The following is a 20,031-nucleotide window of genomic DNA, read 5'->3' as shown; positions in this document are numbered from 1 at the left end:
ATTTAATTCATGCAATTCGCAGCCATACCGGGACTTCCCGAGACTAAAACTAACCTGATCAATGCCGTCAACAATAATCATTTGGCGCATGCATTATTATTCCACGGACCTGAAGGATCTGCTAATCTGACGATGGCGCTGGCGCTTTGTACTTATTTGTACTGCGAAAATCCTACCGCTACCGACTCCTGCGGTACTTGTGCTTCTTGCCAGCGAATGAGTCGATTGGTGATGCCGGATCTGAATTTTGCATTTCCTACGATCGCGACTTCGAAGGAAGATGAGAAAGACGACGATGATAAAGTGGATGTTCTGACAAGCTGGAGGAAGTTTGCAACTGAGCAACCCTACGGCAACGTGCATGATTTCATCTACTTCAATAATTTTGAAAAGAAGCAGTTAAACATTTCCAAGGGCGCTGCACGCAAAATCATCCAAGCGCTCTCCCTGATGTCTTTCGAGGGGGGCTATAAAATCATGATGATCTGGGCGCCAGAGTACCTTCATCCTTCTGCGGCCAATGCGCTGCTGAAGATTCTCGAAGAGCCCCAGCCCAAAACGCTGTTTATGCTGGTGACTAGTGCTGCAGATCAGTTGCTGACTACGATTCTATCCAGAACGCAGAAAGTCACCATTCGTGGTTTTTCTGACGAGGAAGTGAAAAGTCACTTGATCGAAAGAGGACTTTGCGAGGAGACTTCAGCAGATCAAATCGCCATGCTGGCTGATGGAAATCTTCGTGAAGCTTACAGACTCGTGGATCAAGTGGAAGACCTTCAGGTGAAAAAAATTAGAGAATGGTTTTTGTCCTGTTACAAGGCAGATTTCAAAGGTATTTTTGGAATGGCAGATGATTTTCACAAGTCAGATAAAGAAGCTCAAAAGTCCTTACTCCTGACTGCATTGAATGTGCTTCGGGAGATTTTGTTGAAAAATGCCGGCCTGGATGAGTTGCTTCGTACCCATGATGAGGATCGGGATTTTGTAAATAAGATCAGCGGCAAAATCCTCAAAGAAGAACACGTGGGCAAGCTGTATGGCGATTTTAATACGGCACATTATCATTTAGAACGAAATGGAAACGCCAAATTTATCTTCACGGATCTATCGATGAACGTGACTAGGTTGATGGCGAAAATCAGTTGAAATGGAGCAAAAAATAATCGGAAGAAAAGAAAAAGTGAGCCTGCCAGACTTAGGCTTGGAATTGGTCTGGGCCAAAGTAGATACGGGGGCTTATACGAGTAGTATTCATGCCGAGAATTTGGAAGTAAAAGAAATCGGTGGAAAGCGAGTTTTGCAATTTCAACCCTTACTTCCCGGTCACAAATCCTACACGGGTGAGGTGGTTACGTTTGAGCACTTTAGAGAGAAGAAAGTCAAAAATTCCTTCGGACATGCCGAGGTTCGCTACTTGATCGAGACTACCTTTGAGCTAGCGGGAGAGGTTTATTCGGCTGAGTTTACGCTTTCAGATCGATCGAGTATGAGAAATGCGATTCTTCTCGGTCGAAAAATCCTTAGAAATCGTTTCTTGGTAGATGTTTGTAGAGTCAACTTGGCGAAGCAATACAGAGCTAAGTAAGCATAAATTCACCTTTCCCACAGGTTCAAACCTCGATATAAACCTGCCATTGATTTACTGTTGAAATCGAGTCTGCCTGAAGTAGATAGGCTTGAATCAAGAGACAGACCAAGGAATCAGCCTTCGTGGAGAGATTTCACTAGCTATCCAGATGCCTATCGGGATAGGGACAATTGAAAAAATTATACTATCATGAAAATCGCAATATTATCCAGAAACCCAAATTTGTATTCTACCCGAAGGCTTTTCGAAGCAATTCAAAAGGCTGGGCACGAAGCAATTATTGTCAATCACGGAGTTTGTGATTTGATCATTGAGCAGCAAGGACCTTCCATTATATATAAAGGGGAGAAAATCACTGATGTGGATGCAATCATTCCTAGGATCGGCGCGTCGGTTACGTTTTATGGAACAGCCGTGGTGCGACAGTTTGAGCTGATGGGGGCTTTTTCTGCAGTGAATTCTCAGGCGATCGTCAGAAGTAGGGATAAACTGCGAAGCTTGCAGATTTTGTCTAGCGCTGGATTAGGAATGCCGAAAACGGCTTTTACCAATTTTTCCAAAGGTGGGGAAAAGCAAATCATAGAACATGTGGGAGGTGCACCACTGATCATCAAGTTACTGGAAGGTACACAGGGACTAGGCGTAGTTTTGGCCGAAACCAAAAAAGCCAGCCAGTCTGTAATTGAGGCGTTTCATGGGTTGAAAGCTAGAATTATCATTCAGGAATTTATCAAAGAAGCTAAAGGTGCGGATATCCGGGCGTTCATTGTGAATGGGAAAGTAGTAGGAGCCATGAAGCGTCAAGGCGCAGAAGGTGAGTTTCGATCTAATCTTCATCGTGGAGGCAAAGCCACCGTTATTAAGTTGAGCAGAGCCGAACGCCAAGCTGCTCTGGGTGCTGCGAAGGCGCTGGGACTGGATGTGGCTGGGGTAGATATGCTACAGTCTGCGAGAGGACCGCTGATTTTGGAAGTGAATAGCTCGCCAGGATTGGAGGGAATAGAAAAAGCTACCGGGATAGATATCGCAGGAGCAATCATCAAATTTATAGAAGAGGGTGTAAATAAACGCCCAATGAAAATATCGAGTCAATGAGGCAAGTAGTGAAAATCGGTACCCGTGGAAGTAAGTTGGCGCTTTGGCAGGCTTACCATGTAGAAGAGTTGTTACAAAAAGCAGGACTTCAAACTGAGATAGTGATCATCGATACCAAAGGCGATCAAATCTTAGACGTATCTATAGCCAAAATCGGAAGCAAAGGGGTTTTCACCCAAGAACTCGAGGATCAATTACTCGATGGTCGTATAGATATTGCCGTTCATAGTGCCAAAGACATGCAGTCTAATTTGCCGGAAGGGTTTGAGATTATAGCTTTCACCGAACGCGAAAAGGAAAACGATGTGCTGGTTTCTCATAGCAAATCAATTTCTCTGAAGGACGAACTTGTACTCGGCACTTCATCTACGCGAAGAGTTTCCACGCTCAAGCATTTTTACCCACATGTGAAAACGGTGGAGGTTCGCGGTAATCTCCAAACTCGAATTCGCAAGATGGAAGAGGGATTGTGCGATGCTTTACTTTTGGCCTATGCCGGAGCGCATCGTATGGAGTATGATCACCTGATAGTAGGCGAGTTGGATTTGGACGAATTCACACCAGCCGTGGGCCAAGGCTCAGTAGCGATAGAGGTGGCAAGTAAAATGTCGGGTGATTTGAAGGCTAAAATTTCCTCTGCTTGCAATCATCAGGAAACTTCCCTGCGACTTCGGGCGGAGCGAGCTTACCTGAGGGTATTGGAGGGTGGCTGCAGTATTCCGGTTTTTGCGCTAGCTAATCTCTCCCAAAATCAACTCAGTCTCAAGGGAGGAATCGTAAGCTTAGATGGGAAAAATCGCATCTCGATTCGAGTAGAAGGAGATGCCGCAGAGCCTGAAAAATTGGGACAAGAGCTCGCGGATCGAGTTTTTGCCGCAGGCGGAAAAGCTATTTTGGATCAAATCAAAACTACCCTGAACAAATGAGAGCTGTAAGAATATTCTTTTTTCTTTTGCTTTGCGCGAGCTCTTTTGCCTGCGCAGGAGAGAAAGACTACCTAGTCACGATAGAGACTAGCCATGGCAAAATCGTCGCTGTGCTCTTTGACGACACACCAGAGCACAAGTCAAATTTCATCAAACTGGCAGAGGCTGGGCGATTTGATTCCACCGAATTCCAGCGCGTGATGAAAGATTTTATGATTCAGGGTGGAGATGTTTTTACCAAAGAAAATCTCCCACCGCAAGACTGGCCAACTTTACCAGCCGAAATCAGGCCGCATTATTTTCATAAGAAAGGCATGATCGCAGCAGCTCGTCAGCCTGACGGAATTAATCCAGACCGACGTTCCAACGGCTCTCAATTTTACATCACCATTGGGAAAGTTTATGACGAACTTGAGCTCACGACTGATATGGGAGAGCTGCAAAAATCTCTGATGAAATACATGGAACTGGGGAGTCAGGCAGCCCTCAGAGAGAAATACATCAGACTGTACAACGAGGAGAAATATGATAGTTTGACTGCTTTGATTCTATCCAAAAGGGATGAGCTAGAGAAGTCGCTGAATGTGAATTTGACGAAGGATTTCACAGCCGAGCAGATCGAAGCTTATACTACGATTGGTGGAGTTCCACATTTGGACAAGGAGTACACGGTTTTTGGAGAAGTGATCCAAGGACTGGAAGTGGCGGAGGAAATATCCAATGTGCCTACAGGCTATAGAGATAGGCCAAACGAGCCGATACTGATGACTGTCAAAGTGGAGAAAATGTCCCGAAAGAAAATTGAAAAAAATTATGGCTATAGCTACCCCAATGAAAACTAAAAAGAAAATTTTTATCACAGGAGCGAACGGACTACTCGGTCAAAAATTGGTGAATCAACTGGTAGATAAGGGAGAGTTTCAGGTCATAGCCAGTGGAAAAGGCGACTGTAGATTGCCCGGAGATGGCTTTGATTATGTGCCGTTAGATATTACCAATGCCTCTGAGGTAGAAAAAATCCTGGCTTCGATTAAGCCCGATGTCATCATTCATGGAGCTGCTATGACTCATGTGGATGAATGCGAAATGAATCAGGAATCATGCTATAATGCTAATGTAAATGCGACGGCCTACTTGGTGAAAGCAGCGGAAGCAGCGAAGTCCCACTTCATCTTTGTGTCCACAGACTTTATTTTCTCAGGAGAAGAGGGACCGCTCGATGAAAATGCGGTCGCAGCTCCGGTCAACTATTATGGAGAAACCAAGCTGGAAGGAGAGAAATTGGTCATGGCTTGTAAAACGAGTTGGGCGATTTCCCGGACAGTTCTAGTTTTTGGAATTGCGCATGACATGAGCAGGACGAATATTGTGCTTTGGGTGAAGTCATCTCTGGAAGCTGGAAAGGAAATCCAGGTAGTCGATGATCAATTCAGAACACCTACACTTGCGGAGGATTTGGCCGCAGGTTGTATTTTGATAGCTGAGCAAGGAGCAGAAGGAGTTTTCAATATTTCTGGGCCCGATTTTCTCACGCCATACGAGATGGCTATCCATGTCGCAGACTATTTTGGTCTAGATAAAAGCCTGATCAAGCGGGCAGATTCCAGTACGTTCACTCAGCCAGCGAAGAGACCGTTAAAAACAGGATTTATCATCAAAAAGGCCAAGGAAGAGCTAGGTTTTGAGCCGAAAACTTTCCAGACGGCAATTGGTATTTTGGCAAAACAAATTAACTTAGCCCGCGCTTAAAAAGCACTTTATACACCCTAATTTAACTTTAAAACAATTTATGGCAGTTAACAACGAAACCGAAGAAAGAGGCGAATTTGGATCTAGTTTAGGATTTATCATGGCCGCAGCCGGTTCTGCCGTAGGTCTTGGGAATATTTGGAGATTCCCCTATTTGGTGGGTGAAAACGGAGGAGGAGCATTCGTATTTGTGTACGTTCTCTGTGTACTTTTCATAGCGCTTCCTTTACTTTTAAATGAAATAGCTCTGGGTAGAAAATCAGGGAAGAACCCGATCGGGGCAGTTCGTGAAACAGGAGGAAACAAGTTTTGGCAGACGGCTGGAGTACTTTGCGTACTAGTTTGTTTCTTTGTTTTCAGCTACTATTCTGTGATTGCAGGCTGGACAGTTGGCTACATTATCACCGAGATAATTAATGTGCCGGTTGATTTTGCGGATTTTGTTCAGACGCCTTTGTATGTCATTCCACTGACCTTCTTGTTTATTCTAATGACCATCCTGATTGTATTGGGAGGCGTATCTGGAGGTATTGAGAAAGCTTCTAAATTCTTGATGCCGGTGTTGTTCATCATCATCATATTCATCGCAGGTAGAGCGGTTACCCTTGAAGGAGCCGGAGCAGGTATTGAATACTATTTGAAGCCTGATTTCAGTAAAATCAATCCGGCGGTAGTGCTGCAGGCTCTTGGCCAGGCATTCTTTTCTATGTCTGTAGGGTGGGGTTTGATGATCACATTTGGATCCTATTTGCCTAAAAAATCAAACATTATCCAATCGGCGGGTTGGATTGCGGGTATGGATACTTCGGTCGCTTTATTGGGTGGTTTGATGGTGTTTCCTGCGCTTTTCGCATTGCTTCCAGGCAAGGATCCTGCTGCAGGTCCAGCGTTGGTATTTGATGTGTTGCCAAAAGTATTTGCTGCGATGCCTGGTGGGCACGTAGTTGGGGCGCTATTCTTCCTTCTGCTGATGGTGGCGGCGTTGACCTCTACTATTTCAATGCTAGAGGTTCCGGTAGCCTACATGATTGATGATAAAAAGTGGGGTAGAAAAAAAGCAACTTGGACTATTGGTATAGCTGCAATGATTCTTTCAGTGCCGTCGGCATTGTCTCAGATTCCTGGTACTTTCTTTGCCAACCTGCACATCAACTTCTTCGGAAATAAACTGGAAGGATTCTTCGGAATCATGGACTTTGTATTTGGTACGTTTGCTGTTATTGTGATCTGTTTGATGCTAGCGCTTTACACAGGTTGGGCATCTAAAATCGCGGATTATGCAGATGAATTAAAACTAGGAGCCCCAGGATTCAAAGGTCCTTATAGAACAGCTTGGATGTTTTTTGTGAAATGGATTTGTCCGGTGGTGATTATTCTATTGATTCTTAATCTTGTTGGGATTTTCGGTACGCCTCAAGCGGCCTAATATTCTACACTGATAGTGTATTGAAAAGGAAGTCTTAGGGCTTCCTTTTTTTGTTTTTTTGACGCAGAGAATTATAGAAGCCAAGCTGAGTTCTCACCTATTTTAATTTTGAGAGACACCAGGTGGATACTTCATATTCAGCAGCACTTCAAATTCCATATTGAAGTTATCCTTCCCTCCGCGACTGAATGACGCTTCCTTTTTCATATCAAACCTTTCACTTGATTTACTGGCTTGGCAGGACAATTGCTAATTTTTCTTAAAATCCATCGTTACTAATTTTACTAAACCAATAACTACATAAGCATGAAAAAACTCATTTTATCATTGGCTTTGTTGGCATTTGCGCTCACGGGCTATTCGCAGGGATTTTCTCTAGGCCCGAAAGTAGGGCTAAGCCAGACTGAACTTGATCTAAAAAGTGACCAATTCAAAAGTGGAAATTCCAAATTCGGTTATCATGTAGGTTTGTTCGCCAGAATAGGATTAGGACCTCTTTACCTACAGCCAGAGGTTTTGTACACACAGACTCAGGGTCAGTTTACTTTTGATCCAGCTGATGCACCAATAAAGGATTACGAAGCAGATTTCAATCGCGTGGATATTCCTGTGATGCTAGGCTTTAAGATGTTCAACTTTCTGAGAATCCAAGCTGGTCCTATAGCCAGTATCAATGTGAACTCAGAGCTAAAGGATGCTGGGAATACCGTGCAGAATGTGGAATTCAAAGATGCGACTATTGGCTACCAGGCAGGACTGGGAATTGATATCGGGAATCTAATTATTGACGCAAAGTATGAAAGTTCTCTGGATGAAGTCTCTGGGAATGTCGGTAATTTCAGTACCGATCAGCGTGTGAATCAGTGGATTTTGTCGGTTGGATTTAAGTTGTTTTAGAGAAAAGGTATTGAATTCAAAAGCCCGATTGATAAGTTCAGTCGAGCTTTTTTTGATGGAGATGTTGTATGCTATTGTTTTGTTAACAGTAGAGAACCAAGGTTCCGCGGAGGACACAAGTTAGTAAGATGTCCTGCTTCTCCAGAAGCTGGACTCCGATTTATAACGCTAACTTATTTCGTTACTAAGCGAGTTTTATAAATCACCGAATAGTCGTTTTCAGCCTCAGAAAAGTTGAGCGAAAACCAGATCTCGTCCTTAGAAACATACTTGGAGAGATTTCCCAAAATGGCTGGCTTGTTGATCAGTCCGCTTATTTGTCTTCCGTCAAAAAGCACAAGACCTACCTTATTGAATTTCAATCCCTCATCAAAAATCTTATTCAGGTCTCCATCTGCATTTGCAGTTGCTTCTTTATAGTCATCATCCGACAGGCCTGCGACGAAATCAACTAAAAAGAGCCCGTCCTCAATTGCAATGAAGCGATTAATAGTGCCTAGGAAAAAATCGCGATAATCGTAGGAGCCTGCTTCTCGATTTTCTTTTGGCTCTTTTTCTATGAAGGTCTCAAAAGGAATGGTTTTTACCGAAGTTGGTGAACTCATCGAATCAAGCCCATTAAAAGGATAGGCGTAGATTTTTGGCTCATTTCTGAAGTTTATAAAAAGTGAGTCCTCCGTAGCACTTAAATTCAAGTAGTAGTTTAACGTAGGGAATGACTTTTCAGAATTGTAAAACTTGGATGCTTGGGGGAAGGGGATTAATGGGGAATATAAACCTGTTTCTAAGTCTAGTACTTCGAGTTGCTTGGCATTTTTTTGAAATTCGACGCCTTGGTATCCATATTTTTCATAGTAACGTCCAGTGAGGTTGGTATAAACTCTATTGTCACGAATCACACTGTTATTGGCGTTACTTATAATTAAACTGACAGAGCTTTTAAAGTCCGGTTTGTAGCTTTTTTGCAATTTCCCTTCGAGGTTATACCTGTAAATACCTCGTGAGGTAGAGATTATGAATTCCGAATTATTCGAAAATTTGGCTATTCCCGTACGATTCCCCGCATAATTATTTGGTCCTTCTCCTTTTAATAGGTATTGCTGAAGAATATCGCCAGAGGCGTTAGCGACGAAAATAGTGTCTGTATTGGTGTCGTTGAGCAGAAAAGTATTCCCATCAGGACTGATATCCATCAAGGCTAAATTCCCCAAATAATCCACCACCAACGAATCATAAATTTCAAATTCAAAGTTTTGCTCTGAAAGAGAGGTGGCAGTGTTAATTTCCTCTTTTTCCCCTGAGCAGGATAGGATGCTGAGTGCAAAAGGGAGGAGGTATAGATAGTGATGGTTTTTCATCTTTGGACCAATTGAAGTTTATAAAAAGTAAGGAAATCCTGCTCTTCACCTAGGTATTCATCGTGTCTGAGAGCATAGAATGGTTTGTCTAGCGACTCTATATTTAGGATAAAATCAATGAATGCTGGAACTTCAATTTCATTGGACAGACCAGACTTTGTATTATAGATTCGAAGAAATTGTTTATTGAAATCAGGATATTTGTAATAGTTGGTTGGCTTTTTTAATTCATTTTGTTTAAAAATATCTTCTTTAATTCCACTTCTATAATAGACAATTACCTTGTCATCTGAGGCGAAAACACCTTCTATTCCGCCTTCATACATAGTGTTTCCGGATACATGGCCTACTTTTTCTTTTTGACCGGGTATAAGGTTGAAATTACTCGGCTCGAAGTTTATACTTTCTAGCCATTTACCTTCCTCGGTTAAAGAGTAAACATGAATTAGCTCCTCGTTAGAAAGTGCCAAATACAATAAATCACCACTTACTGAAAATTGTACATTTGGAGTGTTAAAGAATAAGTCAGAATGGAATTTTGAAGTTTTAGGTAATCTAATTAGTGAATCTGACATTTGGGTTTCAGGATCGAATAGCTCCAATAATGGGTAGTCCCGAAAAAAATGATCTATATACGGACTTATTCCATCTCTGCCGGGATACCAGAGTAGAAACTTGTTTTTCCAGTGAGTGATGTTCTTGGAGTTTCTTCTACCTCCTCTGGATTCTGAGATAAAAGGCATTTCTAGGTCTTCAATCAGATTCAAATTCTTATCAAAATGATGAATTTTCTGAGTATAGGTTGAGGCATATAAATCATCTTGATCAGAAATATTGGTGCTAGAAAACCATTTCACTGCTCCTGGTCCATCTTCAGGATAGGTTTGTTTTGCCACGATGGCACCGGTGGTGTCAAACTTTACTACAGAATTGCTCGAAATATCTCTTAAATAGCCAAAGCCATTCTTAAAGTTTGCATCCCAAATCCTTCCCAAATAATCCACCTGGATAGAATCCACGATCTGAAGCTCCCATTCTTTGGAGGTTTTGACACTTTTTTCTGTGTTTTCAGAAGATGAGCAGGCAAAAAAGCTAGTAATTCCTACGAGAGCTAAAAAGTATCTGGATCTCATTTTTCTGTCAATTTCACTTTGTAAATCCTCAAGAAATCCTCTTCCACTTCACTACTTGGGTTTTTCTGCATCCATAGATATCCTCCTCCTGAAGCAAAAGACTCCAGATCAGCGTTTTTGGGAAGTGATAGATTTCCTAAGAAAGCCAAACTCTTCAAGTCAAAAACCAATATTCCCCTAGACACTTCGGCGTCTAGCTTGTAATACATTTCATCGGCTTCTTCCATTTTGTTTGCCTCATAAAGCTTCGAAAGCTCTGCATTATCTTCAGCTGAGATTCCTCCATAATAGTTGAGAATAAGCTTATCATCGAGGATATGAATATTTTGAATCGCGGAAGTGCTTCCGTTCAGCATCACCATTCCCTCGTCAAATTCAGCTCTCGGCGTGCCTTCGATCCCTGCAAATCCAGGGATAGTAAGATTTACCAGCGTGTCCAACGTTGCTCCTTCAGGAGTAAGCGAGTACCTGTAGAGTGTAGGTTCACCTGCCAGCGCAACGTAAAGCTTGGAATCCTTTGCCTCCACTGCCGGCCAAAAATCACTCTCGAAATATCCCATTCCATCCAAAAAGCGGCTGTTCTGTTCAAAAGGCACAATTTCTACAGAAGACCCGTCAGCTATATTCACCAGTTCAAAATGCTTAAATGTATCGTAGTACTTCTGCTCTCCAGGATAGGTGCCTCTTGTGCGGACCGAGCGGGTTATCAGGTAAGTCTGACTATTCAACTCTACAGTTTCCACCGACTTGCCAGGAAAAGACATAGAACCACCCCCATTCACATCTTCAGGATGAGGGATTTTTTTGATCATCGTTCCTGTCTTATCGTAAAGAAAAATACCAGCCATTCCGACCACAGCAATTTGATCCTCTCCCACAAAGCCCGGCGTTTCCAACATAAACTCATAGGAGTCGGGTGTGTCCTCATTCTTATTGAATTGATTTTGAATTTTACCCTCACTATCTGTTAGGATTATTTCTCTTGACAAAAACTCGTAGAACATAAAAGAATCACCCGATTCACTTACAGAAGTGATCAAGGGGTCACCGAGTACATTCAGGTCTAGAGAGTCGATGATTTCTAAGCCGTATTCGATTCTTGCAGAGTTTTCTGTTGGTTTATTTTCCGTGCAGGAATAGAGGGTAGATAAAATGATGGCCAGGCAAAATTTGTAAGTAGTATTCATTTGATTTCAAGCTTGATAGAAGTTCTATTAAGATACTAGGTAATCTTTTTAGACCAAAAAAAACTCAACGTGCTACGCTGAGTTTCATGTTATATGTTGTTAAATCCCCTATATAAAGCGACTCCACTGTCACGAATTTATCAGGAAAGTTCATTGATTTTTTGTTCTATATAGGGCCATATCGTCTCAAAAACGATTTGGTGTCCTTCTTCGGTCGGGTGGATGCCGTCAGGGAGATTTAGCTCCGGGATACCTCCTACATTTTCCAGTAAAAATGGAATAAGAGTTACATCTTTTTCTTCTGCTACAGCCGGGTACATATCGGTAAATTCACCAGCATATTCCTGACCCATATTTGGTGGGATCTGCATGCCGGCCAAAATGATTTTCGTGTCTGGAAATTTAGCTCTGACCTTGTCTATCATTTTGAGCAGGTTGCTTTTCGACTCGGATACTTTGATGCCGCGCAAACCGTCATTTCCCCCAAGTTCTAATACAAAAATCGCAGGTTCATCTTCTAGAAACCAATCCAATCTACTCAATCCACCGGCAGTGGTTTCACCGGAAAGTCCACCATTGATCACTTTGTAATTCAGGCCAAGGCTGTCAATCCGTTTTTGCGTCAGTCCGGCAAAACCATCCTCTTGATCTATTCCGTAGGCTGCGGTTAGGCTATTTCCGAAGAATAGAATGAGTTTTTCATCTGATTCAGCTTCAGGGGCTTTTTCAGAGATTACCTCCGATTCGGCAGTTTCGATCTTTTTTTCTGAGCAGGAAATCATCACCAATCCAAAAAGAAGGACGACGAAATAAGGAAAGAGACGAGCTAGTTTAGAATGCATCTTATGTAGAACTAAATGTTGTAAATCTATTAACCCAAAAGGATTTTCACGCTAAAAGGTTCGATAAAGGTGCTAATATACCTTTCTTACTACTGTGACTTGTTGGTTGATAGCCTGATTGCTATCTTTCAAAAACTATAGCGAGGGTTTGCCGTTTAGTTTTTGCCAAACCCTTTTTCCCATCCAAGTCCAACACATGAATATTTTATCAGTAGCAAACCTGAGTAAGGTTTACCAAAGTGGCAGCAGAAAGTTGACTGTCCTTGACGAGGTTACATTTGACATTCGAGCGGGAGAAATTATCTCCATCGTAGGGCCTTCTGGCTCTGGCAAAACAACACTTCTTGGGCTTTGTGCTGGTTTGGATTCTGGATCAACGGGCAGCGTGGTATTGGATGGTAAGTCATTGGAGAAACTTTCTGAGGATCAAAGAGCAGCCGTAAGGAATCAAAGTGTAGGCTTTATTTTTCAGAATTTCCAATTGCTGCCAACCTTGACGGCCTTGGAAAATGTGATGGTTCCTCTGGAACTGAAAAAGCGAAAGGATGCTAGAAAGAAAGCGCAGGAATTGCTTGATAAAGTAGGCCTAGGCAATAGAGCGACACATTATCCTACCCAACTATCTGGAGGAGAGCAGCAGCGAGTTTCTATCGCTAGAGCTTTTGCCAACGAGCCAAAAATACTTTTCGCAGATGAACCTACCGGTAACCTGGATACAGAAACAGGCGAAATGATCGAGAAATTGATTTTTGATTTGAACAAAGAAGAGGGAACTACATTGGTTTTGGTCACGCACGATTTAGAGCTGGCAGCGAAAACTCAGCGCATCATTCATATTAAAGGTGGGAAGATTCAGGAGGAGACCAATGCCTGATTTCGAATGGATAATTAAGATGGCTTTTCGGGATTTCCGGAAAAACATCTCACGGCTCTTGCTTTTCGTTTCTTCGATCGTTGTAGGGATCGCGGCGTTGGTTGCAATTAGTTCCTTCGGAGAAAACTTAACAGCAGATATTGATAATCAAGCTAAGGAGCTTCTCGGGGCAGATCTGGTGCTAGAGAATAACAAACCTATTGGCGAGCAGGCAATAGATAGCGCGGCGACGCAGATGGCTTCCGAAGTTAATTTTGCCAGTATGGTGGCTTTTCCGGAGACTGGAGCGAGTCGATTGACACAAGTACGAGCGCTGGAAGGAGCCTATCCGTTTTATGGTTTTTTAGAAACGCTTCCTGCTTCAGGTGATGCGGATTTCCGCTCTGGCGGGAAAAAGGCGCTAGTTGAAAAAACATTGATGGCCCAGTTCAATGCGGAGGTTGGAGATCAGATCAAAGTCGGGAATGTGCTTTTTACAGTAGTCGGTGAGTTGCAAAGTGTGCCTGGCCAAACCGGGATCACAGCTTCAGTTGCTCCGGCAGTTTATATTCCTTTGGCATATTTGGAAGAAACCGGTCTGGTGCAGTACGGCAGCCGGGTTAACTACAGCCAATATTATCAGTTTGCAGAAGGGGTAGATGTAGAAGCACTAATCAAGCCTTATGATGATCAGTGGGAAGAGGAGCGAGTAGATGCCGATACAGTTGAAGATAGGAAAAGGTCCACTGGTCGATCATTTGAAAATCTCGGTAACTTTTTGAGTTTGGTGGCATTCATAGCGCTTCTGTTAGGTTGTGTGGGTGTCGCCAGTGCTGTGAATGTCTTCGTGAAGGAAAAGCTAGCCTCAGTGGCAGTATTGCGATGCTTGGGAGTTTCTTCTAGAGATGTTTTGCTTATTTATCTCACAGAGATCGTCATTATGGGTTTGCTAGGAGCTATCCTGGGTTCATTCTTGGGTACGTTGCTTCAGTTTGTTTTGCCAGCTGTTTTTGCTGATTTCCTACCGGTGGATGTGTCGTTTGGGATCTCTTGGCTTTCTATCGGTTTCGGAGTGACCACAGGTGTATTTGTTTCGGTTCTATTTGCTCTTTTACCGCTTCTGAAAGTAAGAAATGTGTCACCAATGGCCACGCTAAGACCTGAAACTGGCGATTCTACTTTACTGAAAGACCCGCTACGATGGTTAGTGATTTTGGGAATTCTGGGTTTCATCTGGGGATTCTCTTACTATTTATTGGGGCGAATGGATTTTGCTTTTGGCTTTACTGCTTTTGTGGTTTTTGCCTTTGGGATTTTGTGGGGTGTAGCACAAGTAATTATTTGGGCTGTGCGGAAGTTTTTGCCACTATCTTTCACCTACACCTTGCGTCAGTCTCTGGCCAATCTGTACCGACCAAACAATCAGACAGTGTCCTTAATTGCGACGATTGGATTAGGTACAGCGATGATTTCTACACTTTTTTTCCTTCAAAATCAATTGCTGGAAGAAGCGAAGTTTGCAGACAAAGAGGATCAGCCGAATATGTTGATGTTTGATATTCAGACAGCACAAGTGGCAGCTGTGAGGGCTAAAATCGAATCACGTGGACTTCCTATCATGCAGCAAGTACCCATCGTGACTATGCAAGTCAATGAAATCAACGGCATAGATAAAAAAGAAAATGAAGAGTTAGAAGACGATAAAGACTACTCGCGCTTCCTGTATAATCGAGAGTTTCGCGTGACTTATCGAGATACGCTGATAGATTCTGAGACTTTGGTAGATGGCGAACTGATCCCTATGGGAGCTAGAGGCGATAGTATTTTTGTTTCCTTTGACAAAGGGTTTGCTACGGGTAACGGCCTGGCTCTAGGTGATGAAATAGAATTCAATGTGCAAGGAAGACCGATTAAGACGTATATCGGAAGTTTCAGAGATGTGAAGTTTACGCAGGTTTCTACTAATTTCTTGGTACTTTTCCCTGAGGGTGTGCTAGACCAAGCACCTAAGTTCCATGTGCTGATTACCAAAACGAAAGATGATCGACAGGCTGCCGATGTGCAAGCTGAGATCGTGCGGGAGTTTCCAAATATCTCCATCATTAACCTAGGTACTATCGTGGCTACACTGGAAGAGATTCTAGGGAAAATCAGCTTTGTGATCCAGTTTATGGCCTTTTTCAGTATTGCCACGGGTATTCTGGTTTTGATCAGTTCACTGATCATTAGTAAATATCAACGGATGCGAGAGAGTATTCTGCTCAGAACGCTCGGTGCGAGCTCAGCTATAGTGAGTAAAATCAACACCTTAGAATACTTCTTCTTGGGAAGTTTGGCCTCACTGTCTGGGATAGTGCTGTCTTTCGGAGCTACTTGGCTGCTAAGCGAGTTTGTATTCAATTTACCATTCCGTGGAGCATGGCTAGAAGCCTTAATTCTCTACGCCTCCATTACAATTTTGACGATTGTGTTGGGTTGGCTCAATGGTAGAAAAATCATCAATCAGCCGCCGATGGAGATTTTGAGGGGGAATTAAAGTCTGAAATTAGAATTAAAAAATTTGACGAGCTCGCAGCAATGCGGGCTTTTTTTTGATATTCTTTGGTTAAATTTTAAGTATGAAATCCTATGTAAAATTTCTTTTGGAAGATATTCGATTTGCTTTTATGCCAAGGGACCATTTCAGTTCAAAGAGCAAGTCAGAGTCTAACGATGATTTAGACGAGCATTTTGCTGAAATTGAACGTTGGCTGAATATGGATTCGGAACCTAGCTTCGGCAGTTATTGCGGGTTAAAAAGAGCGGATTTTCCTCCAAAGGAATATTTTACGCAAAGAGAATTGAAGGAGGTCGTGATGCTATTTGAGCGAATGATGTTTTCTTGGAATCTCACGCTGGATATACCTCGAAATTTGCCAATAGCCAGGAAATATGAGTTAATGATGGATATTTTGGATAAGCCTACCTTGATAGTGAAAGATGGTTTTGTAGGCTTTGATTATTGCACCGGAAATCCAGAAGGCTGTGAGTTAGGTGAATACTGCCCTTGTTTGAAAAGTGAGTATTATCATCCGAAAAAATCATAAAACAGTTGGGTTATAATAGCTTTTCCAAAGTATAGAGCTTTGGAAAAGTTTTTTTTAAGAATAATGATGAATTGTTCTGCCGTAGCTATCATTCCCAGAAACTCTATTAATCCTATAGCCTCAATTTGTTCTATCATAGGGTGTTCTTACAGTTATTTTTTTTCAATTAGACTTTCAAATTGCATGCTTTTGGGCTCAAAGTGTTCGGATAGAGAGCAGATTGTTTGAATTGGAAAAGATCAAATCTGGAGCTAACCTAAAACAAAAAAAGCCCTTTCTTTTCAGAAAGAGCTTTTGTACCCAGAGCCGGAGTCGAACCGGCACGCCTTGCGGCATTGGTGTTTGAGACCAACGCGTCTACCGATTCCGCCATCTGGGCTTTCGGTAAGCCTGGCCTTACACCTGACTTGGCTCCGTCACTTCCGTAACGGGATGCAAATATGAAGAAAGATTCTTTTTTCTACAAACTCATTTTTCTACTTCTTCTATCTTTTTTGAACTGAAAGCTATCGGCTTATCTGAGAATAGAGTTTTCGTAAACAACCATACTTTTTTAAAAAGCTCAGAATCACGGTATTGATTCAGATGCGCTTCACTTTCCCAATGGCTGTGTGTCAGAAAAATAGATGGATCATTTTCATCCTGCCAGAGTTCTAAGTGACTACATCCAGGGAAATTTCTGATAGATTGCTTGTGAGCATGGAAGTTTTGAAGAAAATCTTCAATTCCCTCAGGCCTGAAAGTCATTCGTACGATTCGGATCAGCATCAGGGGTGGAAGGTTACATAGATCACACTGTCGTACTTCAATCCAAGTAAATCTCCGCCGTGACCATGGTTGATTCCGATCTCCAGAAGATCCAGGCTGTTGAAGAAGGCAAAGCAATCTCCAGGTTCTACTTGGTCGTATCCCTTATTCAATTTGCTTAGAGCTTCTCTACCAAATTCAATCGTGAACTTTCCGGGATTCAATTTTTCGAAGACTTCCTTACTAATATTTGTGATCAGGTTTCCATAGCGATCCACGCGTAGAATATGCCCTATTATCTGCTCTCGATTAGCTTTAGGATGACGGGACATAAGTTTCCTGAAATTATTCAACGGACCACCAAAATCATGAATTGCAGCTCCACTTGCTACCTTGGCAGCTATTGGCGCGAGAATGTCCTTGGTAGGAAAGGTGGAATCTTTCAGATGGATATCGGCAAATTGCACCATGATTCCCGGTTCATGATCTGCCAGCAAACTCAAGATACCATTGTTTGGGCCGATAAAAATATGTTCTTCAAGCTTAACCCCAATATACCCATGGGTGATACTTCCTGTAGTGTTCAGGGAGATCAAATGGACAGTTCCTTTGGGGAAGTCTCTGAAGGTAGAGCGTAGGACGAAAGCCGCGTGGGCTAGGTCAAACGCCTCGATATTATGCGAAATATCAATGATGTTCAATTGTGGATTTACAGAAAGCATTTTAGCCTTTACTGCTGGTACGTAATAATCTTTGTCCCCAAAATCTGAGAGGAATGTCACCAATGCCATAGAAGCAAGTCAATTAAAATTTTTGTACTTTTGTTAGGGAGGGTTACGAACAAAAGTAAATATTTTATTCTTCTACCTTCAATGAAAATCTAATCAGAAGAAATAGTTTGGTCGAAAAAGTAATTACATTAGAAAATGTTCCCTTGGCAGAATTTTTAGGCGAAGCCAATGAGAACATCCGGCAAATTGCCGCCGCATTCCCCCAAAGTAAAATCATTTCCAGAGGCAATGAGATCCGAATTCAAGGCGGAGCTCCTGAGATTCTGCGGATTAATGATGTGCTGAATCTCTTACTGGAGCATATAGACCGCTTCGGTCACCTCACACCGGAAAATGTGAAAGATTACCTGGAAGTGGAAGGAGTTCCCTTCGAAGAGGCTAATCGCGATCAAGTCATTGTTTTTGGCAACAAAGGCTTGGTCATCAAACCTAAATCCGCTAATCAGAGAAAACTGGTCGAGTCGGCCATGCAAAACGACTTGGTGTTTGCACTCGGCCCTGCGGGTACTGGCAAGACCTACATCGCGGTGGCTTTGGCGGTTAGAGCATTGAAAAATCGAGAAGTCAAAAGAATTATCATTACCAGGCCGGCAGTCGAAGCTGGCGAGAATCTCGGATTTCTGCCAGGAGATCTTCAGGAAAAACTAGATCCATACTTGAGGCCGATTTACGATGCACTTCAGGATATGGTACCGCCAGAAAAGCTCAAATACTATCAAGAAACGCGTGTGATAGAAATTGCTCCTTTGGCTTACATGCGTGGAAGGACGCTACACGATGCATTTGTACTGCTGGATGAAGCTCAGAACACTACAAATGAACAAATCAAAATGTTCTTAACCCGTATGGGACCAAATTCCAAAGTGATCATAACAGGAGATCAAACGCAGATTGACTTACCGGTAAGACAAAAGAGTGGGCTATCTGAAGCGCTCAAAATCCTGAAGGATGTGAAAGGGATCGGGGTAGTACACTTGAGTGGAAAGGATGTGATCAGACATCGATTGGTGAAGTCTATCATCGAGGCATACGAAAAGGATACTTATCACAAAGAACAAGAAAGGAATGACGCTGCAGGTAGAAAAAATAACCCGGGATGATCAGCTGACAGCAGCATATTCGATTAGGAAGGAAGTTTTTGTGGACGAGCAGAAAGTTGACCCGGATAAAGAATATGATGAGTTTGAAAATGTGTCCAAGCACTTTATCGCTTATCTTGATGACGAACCCGTAGGGACAGCAAGGTGGAGAATCACCCCGAATGGAGTGAAAATGGAGCGTTTTGCAGTGTTAAAGAAAGTACGAGGGCGAGGAGTAGGACAAGCACTGGTAAAAGCAGTTTTGGAAGATGTAGAAAGCAACCCCGAAGCAGCAACTTTGAAGAAATACCTTCACGCTCAATTATCTGCAGTGCCGCTCTATTTAAAGTTTGGTTTTGAAAAAGTAGGAGATATCTTTGAAGAGTGTAACATTATGCATTATAAAATGCAATTGCCTTAAGCAAAGCTAGACAATAATCAATTTATTAGAGAAATATGTACGCCCTTTCCTTAACTAGGATCGACATTCCACAGGTGTACGAAGCAAGTTTACCAAGCATATCACTAATTCTGGATCATATTTCAGGATGGGCTATGTGACTATTAAAATCAACTACAAAATGATGAAAAAATCAATCTTTACTCTACTAATGATCCTTATAGCAGCGGGATCCAGTTTTGCACAGGAAGTAATATCAAGCAGTAAAGGTTCAACTCCTGTGACTGGTGGATTTACGAATGAAATCCATGTCAATTTCGTGACCTTGATTTGGTTTGGATCTTTAGAAGTAGGCTACGAGCGCTACTTGAGCGATGATACTTCACTTGAATTCAAAGGGCTAATCAACGATAGATTTGGCTTTAATTCCGAGGGAAAAGGTAAAAAATACAAAACCAATTCTGTACAGGCAGCGATGAATTTCTACTTCGGTGATGATCCCAATGGAAGATTTTTCATCTTTCCTCTTGCAAAAGTAAGATTTGGTGACTTCGAGGAGCCTGCTGATGGAGGAGGAATTGACACCACAGATATGACCGCCTTTATCCTCGGAGTGGGCGCTGGTTACAAGTGGGAAATGTCCAAGAATTTCGCATTCGGACCTTTTGCCAGCATGAGTCGTAATTTCAGTAGTGACGTTTCTGATAGATTTTCAAGTATAGAGTTCAACGCCGGCTTTAACTTAGGTTATAGATTCTAAGGCTAAGGCCATTAGTTAAATAAAAGAAGTCCTGCGAAAGCCGGACTTTTTTTATGCCTTTTCAGAATCAGCGAAGTGAGGTTTGGGTGAAAAAATAAGCTACATTTTTTATAA

Annotated in this window: 20 protein-coding genes and 1 tRNA gene; 14 read left to right on the top strand and 7 right to left on the bottom strand. The window is 42.4% G+C overall.

The window, feature by feature from the left end; all coding sequences use genetic code 11:
* The first annotated feature begins 9 nt into the window (after positions 1-9).
* From ABJH64_RS18075 to ABJH64_RS18040, 8 genes are all read left to right on the top strand, one after another.
* Positions 10-1,146, top strand: coding sequence for a hypothetical protein (locus ABJH64_RS18075; RefSeq protein WP_348275262.1), 1,137 nt, complete (start codon positions 10-12; stop codon positions 1,144-1,146).
* 1 nt (position 1,147) lies between these two features.
* The gene (locus ABJH64_RS18070; protein ID WP_348275263.1) at positions 1,148-1,585 is read left to right on the top strand and encodes a RimK/LysX family protein; all 438 of its coding nucleotides are present in this window, start codon (positions 1,148-1,150) and stop codon (positions 1,583-1,585) included.
* Positions 1,586-1,777: 192 nt separating this feature from the next.
* A complete protein-coding gene (gene rimK, locus ABJH64_RS18065) occupies positions 1,778-2,683 on the top strand; it encodes a 30S ribosomal protein S6--L-glutamate ligase (protein ID WP_348275264.1) in 906 nt (301 codons plus the stop codon).
* Positions 2,680-3,609, top strand: a complete 930-nt coding sequence (gene hemC, locus ABJH64_RS18060; RefSeq protein WP_348275265.1) for a hydroxymethylbilane synthase — start codon at positions 2,680-2,682, stop codon at positions 3,607-3,609. The genes rimK and hemC overlap by 4 nt, the downstream gene beginning before the upstream one ends.
* Positions 3,606-4,451, top strand: coding sequence for a peptidylprolyl isomerase (locus tag ABJH64_RS18055; protein ID WP_348275266.1), 846 nt, complete (start codon positions 3,606-3,608; stop codon positions 4,449-4,451). The genes hemC and ABJH64_RS18055 overlap by 4 nt, the downstream gene beginning before the upstream one ends.
* Positions 4,423-5,358, top strand: a complete 936-nt coding sequence (locus ABJH64_RS18050) for an SDR family oxidoreductase (RefSeq protein ID WP_348358234.1) — start codon at positions 4,423-4,425, stop codon at positions 5,356-5,358. Before ABJH64_RS18055 ends, ABJH64_RS18050 begins: the two co-directional genes overlap by 29 nt.
* 40 nt (positions 5,359-5,398) lie before the next feature.
* On the top strand, positions 5,399-6,784 hold the full coding sequence (locus ABJH64_RS18045) for a sodium-dependent transporter (RefSeq protein ID WP_348275268.1): 1,386 nt from the start codon (positions 5,399-5,401) through the stop codon (positions 6,782-6,784).
* Between the two features lie 306 nt (positions 6,785-7,090).
* Positions 7,091-7,681 (top strand): porin family protein, encoded by a 591-nt coding sequence (locus ABJH64_RS18040; RefSeq protein ID WP_348275269.1) that lies wholly within the window; start codon positions 7,091-7,093, stop codon positions 7,679-7,681.
* 173 nt (positions 7,682-7,854) lie between these two features.
* Here the strand turns inward: ABJH64_RS18040 and ABJH64_RS18035 are convergent, their stop codons facing one another.
* The 4 genes from ABJH64_RS18035 to ABJH64_RS18020 all read right to left on the bottom strand — a co-directional run bounded on the left by ABJH64_RS18035 (position 7,855) and on the right by ABJH64_RS18020 (position 12,201).
* The gene (locus tag ABJH64_RS18035) at positions 7,855-9,039 is read right to left on the bottom strand and encodes a hypothetical protein (protein WP_348275270.1); all 1,185 of its coding nucleotides are present in this window, start codon (positions 9,037-9,039) and stop codon (positions 7,855-7,857) included.
* A complete protein-coding gene (locus tag ABJH64_RS18030; RefSeq protein WP_348275271.1) occupies positions 9,036-10,172 on the bottom strand; it encodes a hypothetical protein in 1,137 nt (378 codons plus the stop codon). Before ABJH64_RS18030 ends, ABJH64_RS18035 begins: the two co-directional genes overlap by 4 nt.
* The gene (locus tag ABJH64_RS18025; protein WP_348275272.1) at positions 10,169-11,359 is read right to left on the bottom strand and encodes a hypothetical protein; all 1,191 of its coding nucleotides are present in this window, start codon (positions 11,357-11,359) and stop codon (positions 10,169-10,171) included. The genes ABJH64_RS18030 and ABJH64_RS18025 overlap by 4 nt, the downstream gene beginning before the upstream one ends.
* 140 nt (positions 11,360-11,499) lie before the next feature.
* A complete protein-coding gene (locus tag ABJH64_RS18020; protein ID WP_348275273.1) occupies positions 11,500-12,201 on the bottom strand; it encodes an arylesterase in 702 nt (233 codons plus the stop codon).
* 196 nt (positions 12,202-12,397) lie between these two features.
* On the opposite strand from ABJH64_RS18020, the gene ABJH64_RS18015 reads away from it, so the two are divergent.
* The 3 genes from ABJH64_RS18015 to ABJH64_RS18005 all read left to right on the top strand — a co-directional run bounded on the left by ABJH64_RS18015 (position 12,398) and on the right by ABJH64_RS18005 (position 16,140).
* Positions 12,398-13,075: an ABC transporter ATP-binding protein gene (locus tag ABJH64_RS18015; protein WP_348275274.1), complete on the top strand. Its 678-nt coding sequence runs from the start codon at positions 12,398-12,400 to the stop codon at positions 13,073-13,075.
* Positions 13,068-15,590, top strand: coding sequence for an FtsX-like permease family protein (locus ABJH64_RS18010; RefSeq protein ID WP_348299078.1), 2,523 nt, complete (start codon positions 13,068-13,070; stop codon positions 15,588-15,590). Before ABJH64_RS18015 ends, ABJH64_RS18010 begins: the two co-directional genes overlap by 8 nt.
* A gap of 82 nt (positions 15,591-15,672) precedes the next feature.
* Complete coding sequence (locus tag ABJH64_RS18005; RefSeq protein ID WP_348277279.1) at positions 15,673-16,140, top strand: hypothetical protein; 468 nt, start codon at positions 15,673-15,675, stop codon at positions 16,138-16,140.
* A gap of 297 nt (positions 16,141-16,437) precedes the next feature.
* Here ABJH64_RS18005 and ABJH64_RS18000 read toward each other — a convergent pair.
* From ABJH64_RS18000 to ABJH64_RS17990, 3 genes are all read right to left on the bottom strand, one after another.
* A tRNA-Leu gene (locus ABJH64_RS18000) sits at positions 16,438-16,519 on the bottom strand.
* Positions 16,520-16,608: 89 nt separating this feature from the next.
* Positions 16,609-16,908 (bottom strand): antibiotic biosynthesis monooxygenase family protein, encoded by a 300-nt coding sequence (locus ABJH64_RS17995; protein ID WP_348277280.1) that lies wholly within the window; start codon positions 16,906-16,908, stop codon positions 16,609-16,611.
* Positions 16,908-17,678 carry an SAM-dependent chlorinase/fluorinase gene (locus ABJH64_RS17990; RefSeq protein ID WP_348277281.1) on the bottom strand — a complete coding sequence of 257 codons (771 nt, stop codon included), beginning with the start codon at positions 17,676-17,678 and terminating at the stop codon, positions 16,908-16,910. The genes ABJH64_RS17995 and ABJH64_RS17990 overlap by 1 nt, the downstream gene beginning before the upstream one ends.
* A gap of 107 nt (positions 17,679-17,785) precedes the next feature.
* Here ABJH64_RS17990 and ABJH64_RS17985 point away from each other — a divergent pair, with 107 nt between their 5' ends.
* The 3 genes from ABJH64_RS17985 to ABJH64_RS17975 all read left to right on the top strand — a co-directional run bounded on the left by ABJH64_RS17985 (position 17,786) and on the right by ABJH64_RS17975 (position 19,917).
* Positions 17,786-18,778, top strand: coding sequence for a PhoH family protein (locus ABJH64_RS17985; protein ID WP_348277282.1), 993 nt, complete (start codon positions 17,786-17,788; stop codon positions 18,776-18,778).
* A complete protein-coding gene (locus ABJH64_RS17980) occupies positions 18,744-19,178 on the top strand; it encodes a GNAT family N-acetyltransferase (protein WP_348277283.1) in 435 nt (144 codons plus the stop codon). The genes ABJH64_RS17985 and ABJH64_RS17980 overlap by 35 nt, the downstream gene beginning before the upstream one ends.
* 190 nt (positions 19,179-19,368) lie before the next feature.
* A complete protein-coding gene (locus ABJH64_RS17975) occupies positions 19,369-19,917 on the top strand; it encodes a DUF3575 domain-containing protein (RefSeq protein WP_348277284.1) in 549 nt (182 codons plus the stop codon).
* Positions 19,918-20,031 lie beyond the last annotated feature (114 nt).

Origin of the sequence: Algoriphagus sp. (genome assembly GCF_039969895.1) — a bacterium.
Classification (GTDB): domain Bacteria; phylum Bacteroidota; class Bacteroidia; order Cytophagales; family Cyclobacteriaceae; genus Algoriphagus.
The sequence above is the reverse complement of the archived record's forward strand: the minus strand, read 5'-3'. Positions and strand labels throughout refer to the sequence as shown.